A 23,140-nucleotide genomic window follows, 5' to 3' on the forward strand; every position below is an offset into this window, starting at 1 on the left:
AGCGGCAGGATTCATATATACTAATCTCCACCTTCTTATTTGCCGCCTCCATTTATAACAACTGAGAATAACTTAAAGAATAGTTCATCGGCAAGTCCTGCATTTTTTGATGTGTATACGTCGGAATCCATATCCTCTGAACTTATGACTACCACTTCAAGATTTTTAAGAACATCTTTCATCATGGGGGCAAACATCTGATTAGAAAATAAATAGTAAAATCCATACACGGCTACAGGAAGCTGTACTACAATGGCCGTTAGCATTCCGGGAGAATAGAACTTCTTTGGATTGACTCTTCCTGCAGCTAAATGGGCAAAAATCTCAATAATACCAATAAACAACGTTGCCATAACGGTCCAGACATGTCCGCTGATAAAGGTAGGAATAATGGTTGCGAATAAAGTAAACATTAGTAAGCCAAATTGGGCCAGTCCCAATTTCTTCAGTTTCAACCCCGTCATGACCGTCACCAGTTCCACAAAACCACCCGGAAATTTTAGCTCCTCAATTTCATGAACAGCTAATGCCACGATATAAATAATTGGGAGCTTTCTTAACATATCCATTTCACCCCATCCTATAACCAGCTATACTACCGCTATGACTCCCAGCAACGACGTTAGAAAAAAGCTGTATTTTTTCATAAACTTATCCATAAGCCACCTGTTTGACATCTAATTTAGCTATGTGTATAGTATATCCGACACGTTGTTGTATTTTGATACTACAATATAAAGCTTCCAGAAAAAACTCTTGAATGCTATAATTGTGTTTGCAAATTATTAATTTACACCAAATTATAATGTGTGGATAAAAGCTGGCTGCTTTCCCGTAACTCACGGGTAAAATGATTAGGGAGATATAACTGCGGCTTGTTCTTCAGTTTAACAGCACCAGAAGCCGCCAACATTTCTGCTACAAACTGGGAACAGAAATAGTGCTTTTTCCATTTGAACGGTATTCTTAATGCACAGAAAGCCACGCCTATTCTTGTGTATTGATATTCTGTCCTATGAGATTTGAATTGTCCAATGCTCTTTTTCATTTCTTCATAGGTTTCGTCAGAAACACTTAACTGGTAACTTAAACTTTTTTTAACTCCACGATGGCGATGCTTTTCTAATGTTTCCACACAAAATCCACGGTAATTAAAACTGTAATATGTATTCTCATCTTCGTCCAACGATAACGATGCATGGGTATAACCTTGGCCCCCAATATAATAAACAAGGGTGGAAATCCAATCCGAATATTTTGTTAGTAAAACCGTAATCGTCCTCATGCTATCTCACCTCCGTGATCAATACTCCAATTCCAAGATTGGGAGACTGTAATGCCACAAAGGTATCCATACAAAAAGCAATGACCAGAAAAGTAACAAGAATTCCTTTTATTTGATGTCGGATATGCACAATCCGGGAACGCAACCACGGTTCTAAGATATAGACGGCAATCATGCCAGCCAGTCCAAAAAGCAGCAGTCCTCCAGCATAAATACGCCCATTAAGATTCAGAAACTTTGCACTGTAATCCCACCACCGTGCATGAAAAATCAATTCCAGAGCAAAGGAAGTGATATATTCTAAAAGACCACAGACCACAACATTCCCTAAGAAAAGCACAGCAGGCCGTTTTTTCAATTTCTGCCCAAGTAAAACAAGTAATACGAAACCAAAACCGTAAATAGGCACCCACGGGCCGTGCAAAACGCCACGTAGATTTAAGATAATCTCAACCCAAGTAAAATTACTATGTGAGCTTTTGAAAGCAATCATTTCCAAAAACCAACCAATCATACTTCCAGTAAAAAATAGGATTATCAAATAACAAATATTGTTGTTAATCTTTTTCATTTCATTTTCCTCTTTCTCTATTTAATCTGAGAAAAGAATAACCTTCCAATATTTGAGTTTTGCTTATATCCTGTTTATGTATTATTAATTGACAATTGTACGCAAAAAAAGACGGTCGGGTTGCACCGACCGTCCAGGGCTTATGTCTCACCGTCAATAATGAATCACCACATTAAGCGCTTCATTGACACAGGATGCTTTTTCAATCGCCTGCGGAAAATCCTCCCATGAAAAATCATGAGTGATGATACTTTCTATATCCCACTTATGGCTGTCCATCATTGTAATCACGTCATCAACATCGACCGGAAAATAGCCGCCGGAACCGATGAGTGCGTGTTGTGCAAAGGTCATATTCAAAATATCCACCGGGCGCTTTCCAGCCAAAACGGCAACCACAACCATGCGGCTCTCAAACTTCCCCATAGATTGATACAGTTCCAGAATCGATTCGGCGCCCGCCGCATCAATATAAATATCCACATCAGCGGTGGCTCCTGTCAAACAGGAAGCCTCTCCAAAATACGCTTTTGCTATTTCCCGCAAGTCCTCTGTCCCATTATTGCAGACAGCAAAACCCAATGCCTTTGCTTTTTCAAGACGGAAATCCGAATAGTCACAGACCATCACCTGACTGCAGCCAAAACTTTTCAGCGCAATGGCGGCAGCAAGACCAATGGTTCCGGCTCCGAAAACAATCGCGTTTTCACCTTTTTTCGGTTCTGAGCGCCGTGCGGCACGCCAGCCGACTGTAAAAGGTTCAATCAGGCAAGCTGTTTTAGACGAAATCTGATCAGGTATGTGATAGACCTGTTCATTTAGTTTTGCATTGGGAATCAACACATACTCCGAGAAACCACCTACCGTTCCTGCTCGTTTGCTATCGCCTTTCGCAAGGCGGGGGTAGGGGTATATCCGATCTCCCACCTGAATCCCTTTGACACCCTTTCCGACTTCCACTACCTCTGACACCATTTCATGTCCAAACTCACCGCCCAATGTCACACGATGTCCGGTGTTGGGGCCGCGCTGATACACTGCCACATCCGTTCCACAAATACTGGCATATATATTTCGTACCACAATATCATCATCACCGGCACTGGGAGTCGGAAGTTCAGTCAATAAGATATTCTTTCGGCCATTATAAATTGCTGCTCTCATATATCTTACTCTCCTTGTCTTCAAAAATTCTAACAATTATAATAAGGCAACACAGTATGGAACTCACCACCTCCTCGATTTATCCGAATATTATGGATGTGTTAGTAGTCAGCTTTGTGTTTTCGATGTACGAAAAATGCTATGCCAGCGGCAACCAATGTACCAATGGCAGCAATAGAAATAATCACTTTATTCATCTATATCTCCGTCCTTTCTTAATTTGTCTGTGCCGTCTAAAAGGCCATTTGCTTTTTCACATACTGTGTAAAGCTCATCATACTTCTGGTCAATCAATGGTGTGACCTGAGATGCTTTTTTCTTCATAATGCCCCGATAGAGGAAATAGGGAAGCACCCAACCAGCAAAAGCGGGAATAGCAAGGATAACGCATGGAATGGGCATATTGGCAGTAATGAAAAACACGGAGCCTGCCATAAAAGCAGTACCAATAATTCCCACAGCATAAGCTGCCACAGAGGCCATAATATATTTAGAGGATTCCAGCGTTAAAATTTCCGATACACATGAATCGAAATTGCGTTGAAGTCTTGTAAGTTCCGCCTTGTTGCGGATTTTACGGTCTCGTTTAAACTTCATAGAAATAGAACCCATTTTACCGGGCTGCTCTGTCGTGCCATCTATCTGCCAGCCAAAATTACTATATCCATCAGCATATACGGAGGCCATGCTGCGTTTGACAGATACCTCCTGATATTCATATCCGATAAAGCTGTTTTCCTGCATGATTTCCCCTCCTTATTGGTGCATCAGGCTGTCGCTCAGCCGCATAATTTCAGATACATATTTCTTTTTACGGCTGGCTGTAATCAAGGCATAAATCGGAATTGCCAGCAGTGCCACAACCAGACCGGGGATGCTTAAAGCCAACCCCATTGTCATGTTGCCCCATACCATGACCAGTGCCATTCCTGCCCCCATGACCAGGGCTCCAATGACACCAAGGATGCTGGCAATTACCTTACCCGGTGCTTTCACTTTGTTATCCAGCTTTTGGAGCTGTTCCATTTTGTTGTCCTCATGGGAAATGTACTGGCGGCGGATACTTTCCGCTTTCTTTTGCTCCTGCCCGTTTGCGTTAAAGTTACTCATGATTTTATTCTCCTTTTTTTGATTTTTTTGTCTCTGACTATGCCTTTAGTATATCTGGCTTTTGTTTCGGTATTGCTTGAATATTGTTTGCGTAATATTAATCTGAAATAAAAAAAAGCACCGACACTCCAATCGGAGCATCGGCACATCTGCATCATCATTTTTATAAAAGAGAATGCCCTTTCTCACATATTTCGTATATTTCCTCCCGCTTTGCTTCGATGATAGGGAACACTTTCTTCGTTCGTTTCCGGATCATGAAATGGTACAGAAAGTAAGGAAGCACCCACCCTGCAAAACCAGGCACGGCAAGTACGGCACACAACCATATAACGGGCGGTTCATGTGTTACGGCAAAGGTGGAGCCAGCCATAAATACAGTGCCAATCACTCCAACAATGAGTGCGCACACAGCCGCAGTGGAAGTCTTAGATTTTTCCAGAGTTTCTATCTCGTTTGCACAAGCCTCAAAATGTTTCTGCAAGCGTGTCAGCTCCACTCTGTTTATGAGCTTCCGGTCTCGCTTCATCTGTATCGATATCTGGGATTTTCCGCTTTCATCTGCTACATTTTCATCGATGAACCAACCGAAGTTTTTGTAACAGTCCAGATACATAGACACCGCATTTTTATTTACCGTAATTTTCTTATATTCATATCCGACAAAGGTTTTGTTTCCTTTTTCAACCTGCATGATTCTTCATCAAGCCTCCTTGCGATAGGATACCGGCAGCCGGACAGTAAAGGTTGAGCCTTTCCCCTCGGTGCTGTCTACTGTGATACTGCCATCAGATAACTGTAAAATACGCTGAACAAGAGCAAGGCCAAGACCGTTGCCCTCAGTAGAGTGGGAGGTGTCTCCCTGATAAAACTTATCAAAAATATGGCGAAGGGTTTCCTCATCTATGCCACAGCCGGTATCTTTTACAGATATAATAACTTCCTCCGGCTCTGAGGTTTGGAGCAGCGTAATAGTTCCTCCCTGTGGAGTAAATTTAAGTGCGTTGGAGAGTAGATTCGTCCATACTAAATCCATCAGTTCCGCATCCGCTTCTATTTTGGCGTAATCCTCTATTTCTGCTATAAATTCTATTCCTTTATCCTCCCACATATCCTCAAATTGAAGGGCGCAGGAGCAAAGTTGTTCGCAGACATCATAAATTTGTGGCTGCGGCTGTATCGCCTGCTTTTCCAGCTTATTGAGCTTCAGCATATTCGTAATGAGATTAGAAAGCCGCTTTGTCGCATGACGGATTGTTTCTGCATATTCCTTGCGCTGTTCTTCTGTCAGGCTGTCTTTTTGCAAAAGCTCTGCGTTATTCTGGATTACCGCAAGGGGTGTTTTTATTTCATGCGACACATTTGAGAAAAAATCCGTTTTCAGTGTTTCAATACTTCCCAGTTCTTCCACCATTTTATCAAAATCCTCAAATAGTACATCCAAATGCGTGGATTTATCGGCTGTGTGGTGCGGGGCAAGATAAACTGAGAAATCACCTGACGCCACTTTGCGGGCAGCCTCCGAAAATTCCTCAATTGGTTTTTGATAATGCCTTGTAATTTGGATATTTGTCCACAGCGTAAAAGCTGCCGCTGATAAAAGCCAAACCACAAAAATAGCAATTTCATTTGATTTTGGTATATTGGCAGCATCAATAGACTTTCCCAATATTTTCATTTGAATGGTAGTAAACACAGCAAATGCGAAGAAAACGGAAATAAAGGTTGAAATCGGAAATAGCTTTTTCTTCACACGCCGGTCTGCAAACTGTTTCTTTTCCCTCATAATAATACCGCCTTATAACCAAGTCCGCGCACGGTTTTAATTTCAAAGCCATCACAAACAGAAAATTTATCCCGTAGCTTCGTGATGTAAACATCCACCGCTCTTAGGCTGGTTTCGCTTTCCATCCCCCAAAATTCATCCATTAGCTGGGCGCGGGAAAATGTCTTTTTAGGATAAGAGAGCAGCTTATATAAGATATTAAATTCCCTTGTAGTTACCATAATTTCCTCGCCGCCGACTTCCGCCGTCATGCCATCTGCATCCAGTTCCAGATTGCCCACCACCAATCTGCGTTCCATTTCAATATTCGCCCGTCTTAAGAGCGCCCGGACTCGCATTTCCAATTCAGCCAGTTCAATCGGCTTTACCATGTAATCATCAATGCCTAACTGAAAACCTTTCTGCTTGGAGGGTATATCATCCTTGGAAGACATAAATAAAATGGGAATGTTTTTATTGAGCCGCCGTACTGTCCGTGCAAACTCAAAACCATCAATTTCCGGCATCATAATATCCGATATAATAAGCTCGTATAAATTGTTATACATTTCATCATAAGCAGCCTCAGCACCCAAAACGCCTTTTGCTTGAAAACCACAGTCATTTAAATAAGTACAGACTGTTTGGTTCAGCTTACAGTCATCATCAACCACCAGAATGTGTATCATTTATTTTCCTCCGTTTCCTATTTTCGTTTAAGTCTTTGCACACGCCGCAACATGACACAGCCAATCAAAGTTACTGCTGTTCCCATTAAAATCCCCATCAGCCCATTTGAGACAGACGGATCATAGTCCGGCATAGTATCATGAGTAAAAGATAGAATGGCTGTCTGTGTCAGTACAAGGCAGATCAGCGAAGACGCCAGATTAATCATTCTGATTGCGTGGAAAAGTAACGTATGGTTATGACGCTCCACGATAACTCCTCGAATGTTTAATCCAAGCTCTGTAAAGGCAAAGGTAGCAATACCAAGTCCAATATATTTGTCATAATGGCTGACCATAGGATGCCATAAAAGCCGGGTGGAATAAATCACATACAGCACACTCGCTGCAATCAATATCATACCAGATAATTTGTAATATCGGTACTGCTTTTCCTGTGCATTTTCCTGAATCAAGCCTTTAAGCAGATAGACTTTTGCTATTACCATTCCAAATGTATAAAAAGCACTGAAGCAGGTAAAAAAAGACAGGGACATAATTCCCATGACCAATTTCCCTATACCTACAAAAAGATTTCCCATGCAGGATGCACCGGTAATGTGCATTGACCAGCTTTTATTTTTCCCGACCTTTTCAATGATGAATTTATTGGTATCACGGATAGAACGTATCCTATTTGACATAAATCCACCTCCCACTCTGCCATTGTTTTATATAACATATCAGATATTTGTTTGCCTAATGTTTGAGTTTTGTTTCAAAATTATTAATTTGCAAAATACTGTGAATGGTAAGGTAGATTCCCGCCACACTTCCATAAAAAATTGCCTTGGCTTTCTTTATCTGTTGACTGTTCCTCCATTGGCAGAAAAAACGGCGGAGTTGTAAAGAAGCGTAACACAGCAGAAACAAGAAAAATGCCGTGCCTAATGACTATAATGCACCCCCGGTCAATGACGTCATTGCACATACGACATTGGGAAGTTAGGATTTCACACTGCTTAACTTGGTTTACAGAAACTTTCCAAATTAATAAATCATGTTGCTGAATTCCGGCACAATGCGTATTACTTTATTTACAATTTTATTATATTTTGCTGCATAACGCTGTGCTGGTACAACCTGATACCCCATCATAAAATCTTCACACCAGCCAACGATAGTGAAGTCGGTTCCTCGAAAAGCGATATAAACCGTATTATAGAAAGAGTAATATGAAACGCTGCAAATTGTGTCTGTTCTTTTTCATCAACAATATCTACAAAATTGCTGAGCCGTGCGTTTTGGAAGCGGAGAGCTGCCGCAAGATAAAAAAGTATATCATCAAAGCTGCTTTTTTCAAGATTTGTATGTAAAGCCAAATAACATTTTTGTTCTTGGGGATTTACTTTTTCCGGTTCTTAGCAAAAACCAAAATAACGGCCACTACTACCACTACGATAACAGCAATCACAATAATCGTTTTCAATAAATTCACCACCTGATCCTGTAATGTGTTGCAGACACTGGCTTTAACGGCATACAAAACTGTGTTTTATGTAAATCATTCCATATTATTATTTTAGCAACTTAGCTATTTTTTGAGTAGTTCTACATTGTTTATGTGATATAATCTTTTGGTTTATACCAGTGACTTTCTATATGATTAAGATTTACCGGCCCATATTTTAATAACACTCTTATAATATTCTGATTTTCTCTCACTTTATCATCGACTTTTTTCTTATGTCAATAATATTTACATTAGATTTTCTTATGTAATATATGTCATTTTCTAATTTTACTTTTTGGCTATTTACCGTTATGATAATTTTAAAAGGAGGTTCTAATCATGAATATTCTAATAATTAATGGAAGTCCACATACCAAAGGAACAACTGCATTGCTGCGCGACAAATTTGCAGAAGGTGCTGCTTCTGCCGGTCATAATATCACTACTTTTCATGCCTGTAAAGAAGAGCTTCATCCTTGTACCGGCTGTGATCATTGCCGTACTACAGAAAATGGATGTATTTATAAAGATGGAATGGAAACACTAAACCCACTCCTGAAAAATGCGGATTGTGTCGTGTTCGTGACTCCCTTATACTATTTTGGAATGAGTTCCCAGATGAAAATGGTCATTGACCGTTTCTATGCCAATAACGCAGCCCTTCGCAGCCTGAAAAAGAAAGCGATTCTTTTAGCTGCATGCGGAGATACTGACAGTTGGACTTTAGACGCACTTCACCAACACTACCTAAATATCTGCCAATACCTTCACTGGGAAGATCTTGGATCTATTCAGGCAATAGGCATGTACACCAGAGAAGATATTGAAAACAGTGATTACCCCAAAGCTGCGAAGATATTAGGCCAGTCCCTCGTCTAAAATAGTAAAAAATTTCCCCTATGCAATATTCGTCTCGATTCGAATATTGCATATTTTTTGTGCAGTGTTATAATGATTTGTAACCTGTATTTATGTTTATTAGAAAGGATTTATTATGAATCTTTCCAAATACGATATACTTCTAAAAGTAATTGAACTTGGCAGTTTCACCAAAGTAGCAGATCTCATTGGATATACGCAGTCTGCCGTCAGTCAGGTAATACATTCTCTGGAAAATGAACTGGGAACCGTTTTATTACTGCGCAGCCGTTCCGGGATTTCTCTTACAACTGAGGGTGAAATTCTGCTTCCCTATATTCAGAATATAATCAACGACCAGCACGCACTTGCTGAACAAATCAACCAGTTGCACGGTCTTGTTCAGGGCACGATACGTATTGGATCATTTCATTCTATTGGATGCTATATTCTTCCTCCTCTGATAAAAGGATTCCAAGAATTATACCCCAATATCACTTTTGAGATTTCAGAAGGAGATTTTACTGAAGTAGAACATGGTCTTTCTGCAGGACAATTTGATATTGGTCTTATTGCAATTCAAAATATTACCAATTTTGAGACTATTACCTTAAAGAAAGACCAGTTATTTGTCCTTCTTCCAGAAGATCATCCTTTGGCTGATGAGCTGTTTTTCCCGATAGAATCCCTGAAAACCGAACCTTTTATTTATCTGGATGAAGGCAATGATAATGATAGCCAGATTATTTTCAAAGCAAACCATATATCACCAAATATCAAATATTCTTCGAAAGAAGATAATACAGTCCTTTCTATGGTTGAGAATGGTCTGGGTATTGCAATCCTTCCGGAATTAGTGGTGTCCAGAACCTGTTTCCGGGTAATTCCCAAAAGGACCGCCCACCCCTACTACCGTACGCTTGGAATCGCTGTAAAAGATAGAAAACGTACTTCAATTGCTGTGAGAGAGTTTATTTCGTATACGCAAAAACAGTACGCTGCTCTCCCTTGATTTTTGTGTTTAATTCCCGGTATTTTTGATAGAATTCACAGACTTCCTTCTTCCCAACAATCCTATCCTCTATATGGCTGGTATTTTAAATGAGTTTCAGGGAGAGAACAAGTATCTGCTCTAACAGCATCGTCCTGCCCCCTGTTTTTATACGTTCATCTTGCGCTTTCCTTTTTGTACAAAGGCATTTCTACTGTGAATACAATTCTCCTGTCCAACGTCTTTACCCCTATCGTCCCGCCATGTAGTTCTATAATCTTTTTTACTATGGGAAGTCCAAGCCCGGTTCCCTCCTCCGAGAGCCTTGCCTGATTTCCTTTATAAAACCGTTCAAAAATACAGGTTGTATCAATCTTGTCAGGGTCTTCCAGCTCATTAGACAGTTCAATTTGGACAAAATCTTTCCTCTTCCTTCCGTCTAATCTGATTTCAGTTTGGGGCCGGCTGTATTTTTTTGCGTTGTCCAACAGATTCCCCATGGCACGCATAAACCGTTCTTCATCTGCCAGTATGACGGTGTCTTGAAATTCTACCTCCATCACCCATTTGAAATCCATATTTTTCAGAATGCTTCCATATTCAAAGTTGATATAATCCAAGAGCTTATTTAATTTTACGGGCTGAAGATTTAAATGATAATCACTTTGTGTCAATCGTGTGTATTCAAACAGCTGGTCCACCATCGTTTTCATATTTCCCAGCCGCCGGTCAATCACTTCCAAATACTGTCCGCATTTCTCTTTGTCACTGAACCCGTCTTCCTTCATAAGCTCAGTATACCCGATAATCGAGGTGAGCGGTGTCCTTAAATCATGTGAAATATCCGCAATCAGACGGTTCTTTTGTTCCTCCTGCTCCTTTTCCCTGTCCTGTTTCTCCTTCAAGGCTAAAGACATATTGTTGATTCCCAGACTTAGCTCTGCCAATTCATCCTGATATTTTACTTTTATCTGCCTGCCGAATCCATTCTTTTCTATCTGCCGGACTTCACTGGTGATATATTGGATATAGTTTACCTTGCTTTTCACTAGAAACCGAAAGCTGAATACAAATATAAAAATCAATACAACGAATATAATATAAAGAATACCGGAGATAAGCAGGCCCTGCTGCTCCGTCATCTCTCTGACTGCTTTCTGCACGGCCGGTACCTGTATCGCGAATCCGGAAAGGAATACAAGAGCAATGACAACGGCAAGGGATACGACAACCGATAACAGCAGATAATTTCCAAGACCGTTTTTTCCATATTTTGAAAACAGAAAACAAACTACACCGAATACTGCAAGCGCTAACAATCCACCGAAAAACCTCAGTCCGTCCGTGTCAGAATATATACCTTTCATTTTCAAGTACCGAGCCAGCAGGTCCATTTCATCGTATACGAATTTCCCCGATGCGGCTCCCACCAATATACCGGTAACATGTCTGACCTGTATTTTATATCTCATATTTTATAACCTGCTCCCCACACCGTCTTTATATATTGGAACTCCTGCCCCTTCCCTTCTATTTTCTCCCTTAAATTAGAGATATGCATCAGCACCGTATTATCATTTTCTGCAAATTCTTCACGCCAGACCTGCTCATAAATCTGGCATATTGTCAGAACAATCCCCCGGTTCTTCATCAGCAGTTCAAGAATGGAAAATTCTTTGGGTGTCAGCCTGATTTCTTCCCCTTTCATCCATACCTGCCTTGTCTGTCCGTTTAATACCAGCTCTTTATACTGCATCGTTTTGGAAACTGCGTTTTCATTATATTGCTTATACCGCCGCAGCTGGGCCTTTACTCTCGCGATCAGCTCGATTGGATTAAAGGGTTTTACAACATAATCGTCTGCCCCGACCATCAAACCCTGTACCTTGTCTATATCCTGTGATTTGGCAGACATGAATATAATCGGAATCTGCGATTTTTCGCGGATTTGTATGCAGGCGTCCATTCCATCGATTCCCGGCATCATAATATCAAGCAGAATCAAATCGATTTTATGATTGTCAAGAATTTCAAGCGCCTTCCCCGCATCTTCACATTTGATATAAGGCAGTCCTTCATTTTCTAGATAGATTCCTACCATGTTCCGGATATCCGCATCATCATCCACAATCAATACATAACCGTCGTTCAATGCCCAATCCCTCCCTATCTGTTCCTCCACTTCATTATCTGTGCGGCGTTCAGCAAAACACCAATAACAGATAAAATAGAACAACTCCATTTTAACACCTGTTTGTCATAGTGAAAACATATGCCGGAGGTAAATTTTTTAATTCGAAAGACATATGTTCAATGTTGAACCAGTATTGAAAAAGCTTTTTCTTCAATAACGTGTATTGAAATGTAATAAATCTTCCCCCCTCTCCCATAGCCTTCTTTGTTGCGTGGAATATTTTTTTAGAAACTTGCGGCGGCAACGATGTAAAGGGCAGGCCAGAAATAATATAATCGGCCTGCGGTATCCCGCGGCTGTGCAGATAGTGAAGAATATCTGCCGCATCGCCGTGAATGACATACACATTCTGCTTATTTGCGTAACGTTCTTTTAAAATTTCGTAGAACTGCTCATTCTGCTCAATCACAAGAAGCACCGTATCTTCTTTTTTCCTCAACACGATCTGCTCCGTAAACACTCCGGTTCCCGGGCCGTATTCGACGATACAGCCACATTCTTGGAAGCAGACAGATTCCACCATTTTTCTTGCGAGATACCTGCTGCTTGGCGCTACCGCCCCTATTTTGGACGGATGTTTCATGTATTCCAGTAAAAACTGCATTTTATGTTCCTCCCTGTCTTATGATTTGCATCTGTAAAAAATCATAGCAGTGAGGTCTAAACATCCAGTAAAATAAACATAAATTTTTCTTTAGGATTTATGATGTCAAAATGCTCCCATCTTTTCTATTGCCCGAATATTTCTTCTGCCTTTTTCATATTTTCCCGAATATTTACGCCAAAGGGGCATCTTTTCTCGCATACACCGCAGGCGATACATTCGCCGGCGTGATGTGGAAGAAGGGCATAGTGCTCCCGGACCGTCTCCGGAACTGTCTTTTGCGCCTTCGCAAGATTCAGGAATTTCGTGACCGACGCCACATCTATCTTTTTCGGACACGGCGCACAATGGCTGCAGTACATACAGTGTCCCTGCCAGCTGATATTGGGAAACGAGGCAAACGCCAGCGCATAATCCTTATCTTCTTCAGCAGCCTCCTCATAGGCAAGGCTGGTTTCCAGCTCCTCCACACTGTGGGCTCCCACAAGGGCCGATGATGCTCCGGGGCGGGTCAGGGCATAATGGAGGCACTGGTTGACCGTTAAGGCTTTGCCCGCCGGTGACATCGTTTCCTCCAGCAAATCTCCGCCCCCGAACGCTTTCATCACGGTAATGCCAATCCCGCGCTGCTGGCAGATTTCATATAACCGCTGTCTCTGAGGATCCATATTTACCAAGGGGGCCTCATAATTTTCATCTTTCCAGAGTTCTTCCACATCTTCACTGGCAGGCTGCAGGTCATAACACGGGTTCACACTGAACATCAGGACTTCTATAAATCCACTTTCGGCGGCCGCAAGCGCCACCTGTGGGTTATGGCTGCTGAGCCCTACATGATGGATTCGCCCCGCCTTCTTCAAATCCAGTACGTACGGCAACACCGGCCCGTTTACAATCGTCTCCCAGTCCTTCATAGAATCCACATAGTGAATCATGCCCACGTCAACAAAATCCGTCTGCAGTAAGGCCATCATTTCTTTAAAACCTTTTTTTACCTCATCCAAATCCCGTGTGCGTTTATACTGTCCCTCTTTCCACACGGAGCAGATATGGGATTGGATGATGAACTTGTCTCTTCTTCCCTCCAAAGCCTTGCCCACGGCCCGGCGCACCTCAGGGTTGGACGTATATAAGTCAAAATAGTTGATTCCATTTTTCTCAGCAAAGTCAAAGAGCCTTCCGGCCATTTGACATCCATCCTCCCCAAATCCCTCGCAGCCCATACCTATTTCACTGATTTTCAATCCGGTACTGCCCAAATTTCTATAGTTCATATTTTCCCTTTCTTTCCGCTAAATCCACTTTTGTATATCTGCTTTTGCGCTCTTGACGCTGCCGCCCCGGATAGGCAGTCCCTTTTCCACCTTCGCCCCCGGGCACAGCCTGCGGATGTCGTTTTCACTGTTCCCCATCCCGCTTCCCTCATGGGTACAGAACGGCTTTATCGTTTTTCCTGTAAAATCAAAATGCTCCAAAAGGGTAAACACTGCCATAGGCATCGTCCCCCAATAGTTGGGATACCCCAAATATATGACGTCGTAGCCGTCAAGGCTGTCGGGATACTGTTTCAACTCCGGACGGGCATCCCGCTTTTGATCCGCCTGCGCTTCGGCGATACATTCATTGTAATCTTTGGAATAGCTCTGTCTCGGCTCAATCTTGAACATATCCGCCCCTGTCAGCTCCTGTATCATGCCGGCGGCCACCTCTGTGTTGCCAGTCTCCAATGTCTTAATCGCTCCGTTCACATAGTTCTGGTCTGCGCGGGAAAAAAATACAACTAACGGTTTCATAATCATTCATCCTTTCTCTTTTTGGTTTGCTCTATATTTATTATACCTTCCGTCCGCTTGACCTGGAATCTCTGAAATGTTATCATTGTATAAACCTTTTGTTAATGCGCTTGTGATGTGGAGGGATGTTCTATGTATAACCGTATGCTCGATACCTTTATAGCAGTGGCCGACTGTGGAAGCTTTACAAAGGCTGCTGACTTATTGTATGTTTCGCCCACAGCCGTGATGAAGCAGATGAATGCGCTGGAAAAAGAGCTGGATCTGCTTCTGCTGGAACGTACGTCCTCCGGCGTCAGACTGACCGATGCCGGCGCCATGATCTACCGTGACGCTAAATTTCTCATTGATTATTCCCGGAAGTCTCTCGAAAGCGCCCGGGCCGCCGTGCATATGGCAGACACTACCTTCTGTGTGGGGACCTCGCTTTTGAACCCCGCCAAACCTTTCATGGATCTTTGGTATCAGGTAAATAAGGAATTCCCTGAATATAAGCTTCATTTGGTTCCTTTCGAAGACAACCATGAAGGCATTCTCACGGAAATCCGTCAGCTGGGAACAAAATTTGATTTTCTAATCGGGGTGTGCGATTCCAAGACGTGGCTCAGTCTCAGTAATTTCCTGCCACTCGGAAGCTATAAGAAGATGGCGGCAGTGCCAAGAGAGCACCGCCTTGCCAAAAGAACGTCTATTACTGTCAAAGATTTGTACGGAGAAACACTGATGATGGTAAAGCATGGGGATTCTGAGGTGAATGATTTCATCCGCAATGAGCTGGAAACACACCATCCACAAATCCACATAGAGGATACCGCCCAGTTTTACGACATGTCAGTCTTCAACCGCTGTGCGGAGAAGGGGAACGTCCTGCTCACCATCGAATGCTGGCAGGATGTCCATCCCGGACTGGTGTCCATACCGGTAGAGTGGGATTACAGCATTCCCTACGGTCTGCTGTACAGTCCGGACGCACCGGCAGATGTCCACCGGTTTGTCGAAGCCGTGCGCAAGCTTTTGTCCCACGGCTATGAGCTGTGACTCGAAATGCGTCTGCCCTCCGGACGGCAGCTTACTTGCACGCTGAGAACCTGCTGGCTTCCTTAATCCAGTCCATAAGTTCTTCATCAATTTCTTCTGTTGTCTGAATCAGGACATGATGCGTCCATCGGTTAGGATATGGCTCTGTCACGGCATCAATGCGCGGCGACTCCACACGATGCTCAAGTCCAAAGGTTATGACCAGATAGTTAGGGGGCCTGTCTTTTGCTTTCCGCACCGGTATAAATGATGCAAAGGCAAAATTGTGCTTGTTAGAAAAAGCAATCTGCGTTTTTTGAACCTTGATACTTACAGGCCCAATTTCTGAAAGGACTTTCTGCTCAAAAAATTCATATAAAGATAAAGCCTCTGGTTTTTTGTCGAAAAAATAGAGCACATCCTTATTCATGAAAATTGCCTCCTCTTATACTCTTATTCAACCGTCCCCACATAAGTATATCCCGACGGTGGAACCGGTGCTCCCTCTTTCATCACGGCAAACCGGAACTCTTTTCCCTCGTGTTCACCTGCCACAGCCAAATGGCAAAGTGCAATCCCCACGTCCAAATCCGTAAAGCCGTACATCTTTCCGAACAGGCTGCCAGAGCCCGTCCTGCAATAGGTGTATACCCTGCTCCCGTCCACGATAAAATACCACGGCTGGCCATTCTTGCCGGACGGCGCAAGCCTTGCCGCCTCAAGGCGGGAATCCACCCCTCTCTCTATTTCTTCAAGCGGCTTCCGTTTAAATTCTTCCGGCCTTCTCACCGTCGGCACAGCCGGTTTTCCGAATGCTATCCCGATGATATAGTCCGGGTCTGCCTCTTTTGGTTTCACTCCTGCAAGCCACCGTGTGGCAAACCCCTGCGCATATAACCACAACTCAGCATGCTGGTACAAAAAACCGGCGGCTGTGTCGCGCAGCGGATGCTTCTTGCCGAAAATCAGCAGATAGTGGGGAGCTTTTGGCAGCGCCATCCCTTTGACCTCACTGCCGCTCACAATCTTGTGTTTAAGCTTTACGTCAGACAGAAGAGGTTTTAACCCTGAAATAAAGTCCTCGAGCTGTGAAAGCGTGTCTGCCGGAAGCGGCGACGAATCAAATTTGCGCGTGGAAGCGCGGGTAAATATAGGTGAATACAAATCCATAGGAACTCTCCTTTCTATTTCTCTACCTTAGAAGTAATCTTCTATCGTGTCATTACAAACTTTTAGTTTTCTAAAGGTTACATTTGGTATAACAAATTTATTTTTCAATAATCCCATCTTTACGGAAAACTAATTTTTCAAAAACGATTCCGGTAAATATCTGTACTGATATATCTCCTCCTCATCGTCGGTAAGCAGTTTTTCTGCCTCCTCCCTTGCCTTTTGATATGCTTCTTCTCCAAGCACATCTTTGAATACGGATACCACTCTTTTCAGGAACAAATCTTCTGAATCATCTGGTACTGCACCAAGTTTTTCTATTACATGTTTACTATACAAATTCTTCGAAGAAACTCGAAGCACATAATATTCAACCGGTCGTTCTTCATATGTTTTTCTTGCAAACATCCTGATTGCTCTCGGTCCTATCCCATGATTGCGATATCTGCCCACAATATCAATACCTATCTCCGGATGCTCTGACTTTGGATACTTCAACATAATATTTCCACAGTAATCTCCATTTTTATGGAAAATAGAAAACTCCCATCCAGTCTCTATAGCAATCTTCCACATGATATTGCAATTCTCTTCACTATCGTAAAGATTGGTGCTTGTATTAGCTTCCTTAAGTAAGCTAATGTAATCTTCTTTATCGTCTTCCGCAAGCCTGTACAAAAGGTAGCTGTCATCTGAAACATATACTTTTCTATTTTCCACGTCATTTCCTCCACGTTTATCAATCAATATTTCAAACAGGACAAAGTTTATATAATATTACGAAATTTCAAGTCGGCTGACTTAAAGTTGTCTGCCAGTTTGTATAAATGCAATTAATTTTTCTATTTCCTCAAAATCATCATAATCACCATTTACTCCCTCTCTATGATAGACGACACCAGCCTTCTCATTTGCTTCCAAACAGTCTAAAAGCTGCTCCTCACCATATCTTTTTATAAAGAGGTTAAACGCATAAGGTTTTATTTTTCCCAGCAACCCCTTTTTACACTCTTCCTCACATGTATAGCAATGAGCGACTCCTTTTTCAATAGAGCATTTTCTATTTTCACACCATTCCTTACCCGGACATTCTCCAGAATCACAGCCTGTGCAATATGTATTTTTCGAACATAGACAACAGGCAAGTCCACATCTTCCAATCCCCAATTCTCTTTTCATCATCATTCCTCTTTTCGTATTGACTCTCATTTACAAGATGGCAGAAATAATGTTCATTTAAAACTTCATATTAACAGCCATTGCTACGCCTCTTCATGGAAAAAACTATCCTTATACTTCATAAGCATCTCCTCGACTTCACTCCAAATCCAAACTTCATCGCCGTCATCCTCAAAAACTTTACCATGGCTCTTGGGGCCATCCAGTTTCATCTGAGAATAATTATTTTTAAATGTAGGAACATATAATTCCGGGTGGTCTTTATCGCTGCATAACTGCTCCATCCTTGTGACAGTTGCTTTACCTGAGGTATTAACCGCGGTGAAATATGCCTTGATGATTTTGTGATTATACTGTTCGGGCTTTAATGCCCAAACAGGAATCCTATTGAGTGCTTTTCCATAATAGTCCTTCGCCGCAGCTTTATTTTGTTTTTCTGCCACCTTTGGATTATATTCTTGAGATACCTTCTCAAAAGTCCTTGCAATATACGAACGCATAAAATTTTCAATTACCGTCTCTTCTGATTCATTCGTTAATTTCAAGGCAAGGCAGAATTTCTCATACACATCTGAATTCATATTCAATCTGATTTCTTTATTCACCGTTAAACCTCCGTATACTCATTTGTATTGTAGATATAATATCATGTAATTAGTTATTATGTCAATACTAATTAACTAATTTAGTTTTTGCTTTTACTAAAATACAAAAGCATCCCCTGCCGGAATAGCTCCGCACAAAGGATGCCCTATGTTTTTTGTATTCTTCCAGCTCTGCTGGCTTACATGAAAATTCTACCATATCCCAGTCACTCATCCAGTTTAAAATAGTAATCCAAAAAATCTATTTAAAGTTAGCACAAATAACTTAATTTATGACATCACCAACAATATGCGGAATTGTCTGTTTAAGTTCTTCCTCTAGAGTTCTTTCATTGTATACATAGCTTTGGTCTAGTACATACACTTCTACGTTACGAAGCCAGAAATCTAAAGAGACTTTCTCATCTGATTTTATTAATTGAATAATATCAAATAAATATTCCTTTATGGAGAACTTCTGTCTACTATTTTCTATCATTTCCCTGTACTTCTCTGTAAACCCGCATTCTTCAACTAAATTGCCTTTAAAATAATTAGGCTCTATTTTTCGAGAATCCTCCAGTTGATTAAGCATCAGATATGATTGGTATAATATATAAAGCTTTTCGCATTTTTCCAATTCTTTTACTTGTCGAACCAGTGCAATCAGATTTGCCAAAGCTCCGCGCAGATTATTCTTCTCCAAACAAATCACTATATCATTCAGAATCTTTTCCTTATATGAAAATTCATTCTCATTATCCGAGATATGTACCGCTAAAAATTGTGCTAATTCGCTGTAGGGGTCATCACCTATATACTTTACTATTGTTGAATCTAATAAGTCATTATTCTTATAAAAATGCCAACCCATTTTTATATTTGGCAAATATATATAATAAACAATATCGTTTGTTATAGTCATAGCTGACACTCCTAACCATTTGATATCCAAAGGAATGTTGTTACTCTTTAAGAGCTCATCTATTTTTATTTCATCCCCATCCACTAATCCTCCTATTGCTATATAATGTTCTGAATAAATTAGACCTCTTATATCTAAGTCCTCTTCTACAGAGAAATTATTTTTCATCGTCTCGACCTGAAGCTTCACATTAAGGATAGGCGCCTTTTGTGGATTTTTAGCAAAAATCACTCCATCTCTAACATAAAAAAAGGGTAATGATTTCTCAAATTTATCCTTTTCATCTTTTTTAAGATTTTCTTTTTTATGTTCTTCCTTTTCTTTACGTTCTTGTCTGGCTCTGTTTACTTGAAAGAAATATACTAAACTTGGTATTGTTAAAGGAAGTGTCAATTCAATAAATCTAATAATCGCTTGCTTTCCACTCAATAAATATATAATTTCATCATTACAAAAATATACGATTACCAAACCAATAGCATAACTTAATATATACTTAAACAGCATTGGAGCACCTCTCTTTTGAAATATATTTTATGCTTCTCCTATGTACACAGAGTCAGAATCATCATCCTCTTTGCAAAACAGAAAATATATTTTCCATTTGCCGTACATAACACCTCTCTTCTTTACCATTACCATAGTAAATATTACTGTCTCAAATAGTCCTCCATTATATTCTTTGGTGATAAAAACTGTTCAACAATTTTTGTTCCAATAGTTCTGCTACCAATATATCCTGCAGAGTACGAAAAATGATTGTCTACATGCTCTATCCCCGGCAATAATAGGATATTATTAATCTCAACTATTCCCGGATAATGATATCTAAGAATTTCATTGTAAGCTAACTGTTTATAATTAAGATTATTAACACTTGTATAATATTTCGAATCCAAAATATAAAGCTTGTCATTTACGTATGCAAGATGGTCTATATGGATGCTAAAATGATGCCATGAATCATCAATATCATTATAGGTTTTATCCTCAAAAGAAATCATTGATGTCTGTAAAAACACATCAAATAGCGCTGCACCCGTGCTTGAATCGATACCCACAAAATGCTTATTTATGAATGAGGCAACCATTTTCTCCCATATCATATCAAAGTATCTTATTTTTACATGGGTATATCCACCTCTTGCTTTTCCTCTATGCTCTTCAAAGAACTCTATCATACTGCGTACTAATTTTTTGTTTACATCCTTAAACACAGTATTTTCACTAATTTTTAACTGCATTAAAACATAATCAATGTTATTTAAAAAGTCGAATTTTGATTTGGAACCAGTTTTCTTCATACATAGAAAATCGTGATAATTTTCTATAGTATGGTCTATAATAAAGGCCATGCACTCAGTTATAAATACCGCATTATAGTTCTTTTTACTTACATAGAGTGGAGAAAATATTAGGTTCCCTCCACTAATTATCTTATTTGCTTTACTAATCGTCGACTTCCAGTCTATTTTCCATGACGTACCTTCTACAATCTTAGTTTCTTTTTCTTTATAAAGCCCATACTTCTGATAATACTCATAAACTTCATAAAAAGGTTTAAATGGGTAGTCTGAATCATATCCAGCGTTTGCGCCCATATATGAGCCTGCAGAAGCAGAAGTATTTTCAGTTTCACAGTATTTCTTAATAACACCAAATAATAATCTTATATCTTGACTTAACTCTTGATGAGATTTATTAAGTAGATTGATGTATGAACTGTCATAATAGTTTTTGGGAAAAACGACCAGAGTTTTATTATTTCTGAAAACAAAGCCTACCATATCAAAAACATTTTTACCTATTTTATCTGAATACTTTATTTCTTTTGTTCCCAGACCAAAGATCTCTATCAATTCGTCATCAACTATAATTCCGTCTTGGCCATAATAATAAATGGCTGCCATCTTAACTCTCCCTTACTTATAGGATACCAATGAATGTAGCACTAAATACTTGTTCGTCCGCTTCAAACGCATCATATAATTCAGCAAACGTTCCTATGCTCTCTTTAAATAGTTTCATATCATTTCTATATGAAGCTTTATGAACATCGCTCCACAAATAATGTAACAGCTTATTCTTTATCTGTTTCTTATGTTCTGTCGCTGAAGCACTCAAGTCAAACTCAATAAAAAATGGTCCTAATTGCTTATCTTCTCCTAAACCTAAATACTTCTCGTCAGCAATAAAAATATTAAGCTTTTGATATAATTCAACCCAGAAAATAGGCTTAAGACTTGTACCGTCATTAATAGAAAGTTGAACATTATTCTTAAAAGTTCCTGAACTACTGCCCGCAACTGGTTTTGGACTAATATATTTCCATTCGAATCGTCTTTTAAATGCTGTATCCATAACAAACACATTCTGGTCACTGGTATTAACAGTTCCTAAAATATGAAAATTAGGAGGTAACTTCACCTTTGTTGATGGTTTCAAAGGCAAAATGTCTTTTGATATTAATTCATTATCAATAAAATACTTACTATACCCCTTATTGACGCCACTTTTTTCTCGATCTAGTAATTGAAAAATATCTCCAAATATAGCAGCACAATCCCCCCGTGACATCTCTTCTATTACGAGATAAACTGCATTTGATGTATTTTCATATGCTTTTTCTAATGCTAAAGTAAACACACCTTTTTGAAAATCATATGTTATAGTGCTAGCGCCTCCAGGCACAGTCGATGGTATTACTTTCGGCAACAACTGGCCAATAAAATCATTGTAAGTAAAATCAGGGTAGAATGTCACTCTAAAAACATGATCGTCAGGTACTCCACTAATAATTGTAGTATCAATCGTATAACTCTTACCCGTTCCCGGAGCACCGTAATATATTGTTTGCATAATTTTTTCTCCTCCACTTTATGTTAAAATTTTTCCATATATTTTTTAATCAACTTAACACTATCATTATTAATCGTAGAAAGACTTGTTGCATCAATTTTATACCCTTCATTGCTTGCCATGTAAGACGCCGGAATAACTCTCAATACATATCTGTATAATTCAGCTGTGACATTTGAATTATTCGCTGTAAATCTACCAGATAATATTGTCATGGTTTTTGTAACTGTATCCAAATTGAAGTACTCATTTGTACCACTATACTTGAGAAAATAATCCAATTCTTGTAATGTCTCAATTGTAGTTATTGGATTACCATTAACATCAAATCTGTTTATTACCTCTTTATACGAATTATTAAAAACGTCCACATAATCAAATCCCATCGTTTCTGCGCAAATAATTGTCCTTTTTACAGAATCATTACCGATTCTTGATGTCGAACACAAACTTACAATATAAACTGGCATATTATTTATATGTAAATCTTTTGTTCGCTTCTCGACACTTTTGTAAATTCCCAGAATAGAAGGCATGACATATCTTGATAGAAAATCATTAGCACTACTAACATTAGGCTCAATATAAAAAAACAACGCATCTATATTGCCCTTATTATTTTCTATATAGCCACCAAACTTTGATGTAGTACCAGAGTTTTCTACCCTATATCTAATGTTGGTGCTATTTTCAACTCTATGATTACGAATAAGTAATTTAGGATTTTTAAGATTCAACTCATCAATTACCCGTTGTATCATTTCATTGACATTATTAACTCCTATCGCAGTCCATCTTCCCCTTGTGGGGGCATCTGCATAAGCGCGATTTAGCTTATCAATTAAATCTTGGGGTATTACCAAGCAACGTTCCATATACTGTGCTCCTTC

General features: G+C 40.1%; 28 protein-coding genes. 3 read left to right on the top strand and 25 right to left on the bottom strand.

Annotated features, from left to right (window positions below; all coding sequences use genetic code 11):
- Nucleotides 1-35: 35 nt before the first annotated feature.
- From BN6465_RS09485 to BN6465_RS21710, 11 genes are all read right to left on the bottom strand, one after another.
- Nucleotides 36-569: an HXXEE domain-containing protein gene (locus tag BN6465_RS09485; RefSeq protein WP_066733922.1), complete on the bottom strand. Its 534-nt coding sequence runs from the start codon at nt 567-569 to the stop codon at nt 36-38.
- Between the two features lie 221 nt (nt 570-790).
- On the bottom strand, nt 791-1,285 hold the full coding sequence (locus BN6465_RS09490) for a hypothetical protein (RefSeq protein ID WP_066733924.1): 495 nt from the start codon (nt 1,283-1,285) through the stop codon (nt 791-793).
- A gap of 1 nt (nt 1,286) precedes the next feature.
- The gene (locus BN6465_RS09495) at nt 1,287-1,856 is read right to left on the bottom strand and encodes a putative ABC transporter permease (RefSeq protein WP_066733927.1); all 570 of its coding nucleotides are present in this window, start codon (nt 1,854-1,856) and stop codon (nt 1,287-1,289) included.
- A 153-nt stretch (nt 1,857-2,009) separates the two neighbouring features.
- Nucleotides 2,010-3,020 (bottom strand): zinc-dependent alcohol dehydrogenase, encoded by a 1,011-nt coding sequence (locus BN6465_RS09500; RefSeq protein ID WP_066733928.1) that lies wholly within the window; start codon nt 3,018-3,020, stop codon nt 2,010-2,012.
- Between the two features lie 189 nt (nt 3,021-3,209).
- Nucleotides 3,210-3,764: a hypothetical protein gene (locus BN6465_RS09505; RefSeq protein ID WP_066733931.1), complete on the bottom strand. Its 555-nt coding sequence runs from the start codon at nt 3,762-3,764 to the stop codon at nt 3,210-3,212.
- A 12-nt stretch (nt 3,765-3,776) separates the two neighbouring features.
- Nucleotides 3,777-4,130 carry a hypothetical protein gene (locus tag BN6465_RS09510; protein WP_066733934.1) on the bottom strand — a complete coding sequence of 118 codons (354 nt, stop codon included), beginning with the start codon at nt 4,128-4,130 and terminating at the stop codon, nt 3,777-3,779.
- Between the two features lie 163 nt (nt 4,131-4,293).
- Entirely contained in the window at nt 4,294-4,824 is a 531-nt protein-coding gene (locus BN6465_RS09515; RefSeq protein ID WP_199882813.1) for a hypothetical protein, read from the bottom strand.
- A gap of 9 nt (nt 4,825-4,833) precedes the next feature.
- Nucleotides 4,834-5,916, bottom strand: a complete 1,083-nt coding sequence (locus BN6465_RS09520; protein ID WP_066733944.1) for a HAMP domain-containing sensor histidine kinase — start codon at nt 5,914-5,916, stop codon at nt 4,834-4,836.
- Nucleotides 5,913-6,584, bottom strand: coding sequence for a response regulator transcription factor (locus BN6465_RS09525; protein WP_066733946.1), 672 nt, complete (start codon nt 6,582-6,584; stop codon nt 5,913-5,915). Before BN6465_RS09525 ends, BN6465_RS09520 begins: the two co-directional genes overlap by 4 nt.
- Before the next feature lie 17 nt (nt 6,585-6,601).
- Nucleotides 6,602-7,267 (bottom strand): hypothetical protein, encoded by a 666-nt coding sequence (locus BN6465_RS09530; protein WP_066733948.1) that lies wholly within the window; start codon nt 7,265-7,267, stop codon nt 6,602-6,604.
- Nucleotides 7,268-7,613: 346 nt separating this feature from the next.
- Complete coding sequence (locus tag BN6465_RS21710) at nt 7,614-7,814, bottom strand: Mbeg1-like protein (protein ID WP_082891639.1); 201 nt, start codon at nt 7,812-7,814, stop codon at nt 7,614-7,616.
- Between the two features lie 601 nt (nt 7,815-8,415).
- Here BN6465_RS21710 and BN6465_RS09535 point away from each other — a divergent pair.
- Together BN6465_RS09535 and BN6465_RS09540 are read left to right on the top strand one after the other, a co-directional pair.
- Nucleotides 8,416-8,955: a flavodoxin family protein gene (locus BN6465_RS09535; protein WP_066733955.1), complete on the top strand. Its 540-nt coding sequence runs from the start codon at nt 8,416-8,418 to the stop codon at nt 8,953-8,955.
- A 115-nt stretch (nt 8,956-9,070) separates the two neighbouring features.
- The gene (locus BN6465_RS09540; protein ID WP_066733959.1) at nt 9,071-9,946 is read left to right on the top strand and encodes a LysR family transcriptional regulator; all 876 of its coding nucleotides are present in this window, start codon (nt 9,071-9,073) and stop codon (nt 9,944-9,946) included.
- A 155-nt stretch (nt 9,947-10,101) separates the two neighbouring features.
- Here the strand turns inward: BN6465_RS09540 and BN6465_RS09545 are convergent, their stop codons facing one another.
- From BN6465_RS09545 to BN6465_RS09565, 5 genes are all read right to left on the bottom strand, one after another.
- A complete protein-coding gene (locus BN6465_RS09545) occupies nt 10,102-11,397 on the bottom strand; it encodes a HAMP domain-containing sensor histidine kinase (RefSeq protein ID WP_066733961.1) in 1,296 nt (431 codons plus the stop codon).
- A complete protein-coding gene (locus BN6465_RS09550; RefSeq protein WP_082891640.1) occupies nt 11,394-12,167 on the bottom strand; it encodes a response regulator transcription factor in 774 nt (257 codons plus the stop codon). The genes BN6465_RS09545 and BN6465_RS09550 overlap by 4 nt, the downstream gene beginning before the upstream one ends.
- Nucleotide 12,168: 1 nt before the next feature.
- Entirely contained in the window at nt 12,169-12,723 is a 555-nt protein-coding gene (locus BN6465_RS09555; RefSeq protein ID WP_066733963.1) for a class I SAM-dependent methyltransferase, read from the bottom strand.
- A 125-nt stretch (nt 12,724-12,848) separates the two neighbouring features.
- Entirely contained in the window at nt 12,849-13,997 is a 1,149-nt protein-coding gene (locus BN6465_RS09560) for an aldo/keto reductase (protein ID WP_066733971.1), read from the bottom strand.
- An 18-nt stretch (nt 13,998-14,015) separates the two neighbouring features.
- Complete coding sequence (locus BN6465_RS09565; protein WP_066735221.1) at nt 14,016-14,516, bottom strand: flavodoxin; 501 nt, start codon at nt 14,514-14,516, stop codon at nt 14,016-14,018.
- A gap of 132 nt (nt 14,517-14,648) precedes the next feature.
- On the opposite strand from BN6465_RS09565, the gene BN6465_RS09570 reads away from it, so the two are divergent.
- Nucleotides 14,649-15,554 carry a LysR family transcriptional regulator gene (locus BN6465_RS09570; RefSeq protein ID WP_066733973.1) on the top strand — a complete coding sequence of 302 codons (906 nt, stop codon included), beginning with the start codon at nt 14,649-14,651 and terminating at the stop codon, nt 15,552-15,554.
- Nucleotides 15,555-15,585: 31 nt separating this feature from the next.
- Here BN6465_RS09570 and BN6465_RS09575 read toward each other — a convergent pair whose 3' ends face one another.
- From BN6465_RS09575 to BN6465_RS09615, 9 genes are all read right to left on the bottom strand, one after another.
- Entirely contained in the window at nt 15,586-15,963 is a 378-nt protein-coding gene (locus tag BN6465_RS09575; protein WP_066733980.1) for a DUF5655 domain-containing protein, read from the bottom strand.
- A 23-nt stretch (nt 15,964-15,986) separates the two neighbouring features.
- Nucleotides 15,987-16,703, bottom strand: coding sequence for a nitroreductase family protein (locus tag BN6465_RS09580; RefSeq protein WP_066733982.1), 717 nt, complete (start codon nt 16,701-16,703; stop codon nt 15,987-15,989).
- A 129-nt stretch (nt 16,704-16,832) separates the two neighbouring features.
- Complete coding sequence (locus BN6465_RS09585; RefSeq protein ID WP_066733984.1) at nt 16,833-17,423, bottom strand: GNAT family N-acetyltransferase; 591 nt, start codon at nt 17,421-17,423, stop codon at nt 16,833-16,835.
- 81 nt (nt 17,424-17,504) lie between these two features.
- Entirely contained in the window at nt 17,505-17,882 is a 378-nt protein-coding gene (locus BN6465_RS09590; RefSeq protein WP_066733986.1) for a hypothetical protein, read from the bottom strand.
- An 83-nt stretch (nt 17,883-17,965) separates the two neighbouring features.
- Nucleotides 17,966-18,487, bottom strand: coding sequence for a hypothetical protein (locus BN6465_RS09595; RefSeq protein WP_066733988.1), 522 nt, complete (start codon nt 18,485-18,487; stop codon nt 17,966-17,968).
- A gap of 265 nt (nt 18,488-18,752) precedes the next feature.
- On the bottom strand, nt 18,753-19,898 hold the full coding sequence (locus tag BN6465_RS09600) for a hypothetical protein (protein ID WP_066733992.1): 1,146 nt from the start codon (nt 19,896-19,898) through the stop codon (nt 18,753-18,755).
- Nucleotides 19,899-20,041: 143 nt separating this feature from the next.
- On the bottom strand, nt 20,042-21,301 hold the full coding sequence (locus BN6465_RS09605) for an LlaJI family restriction endonuclease (protein ID WP_066733995.1): 1,260 nt from the start codon (nt 21,299-21,301) through the stop codon (nt 20,042-20,044).
- Nucleotides 21,302-21,317: 16 nt separating this feature from the next.
- Nucleotides 21,318-22,250, bottom strand: a complete 933-nt coding sequence (locus tag BN6465_RS09610; RefSeq protein WP_066733998.1) for an AAA family ATPase — start codon at nt 22,248-22,250, stop codon at nt 21,318-21,320.
- 23 nt (nt 22,251-22,273) lie between these two features.
- On the bottom strand, nt 22,274-23,125 hold the full coding sequence (locus BN6465_RS09615) for a hypothetical protein (RefSeq protein WP_066734001.1): 852 nt from the start codon (nt 23,123-23,125) through the stop codon (nt 22,274-22,276).
- Nucleotides 23,126-23,140 lie beyond the last annotated feature (15 nt).

Origin of the sequence: Bariatricus massiliensis, from assembly GCF_900086725.1 — a bacterium.
Taxonomy (GTDB): Bacteria; Bacillota; Clostridia; order Lachnospirales; family Lachnospiraceae; genus Allocoprococcus; species Allocoprococcus massiliensis.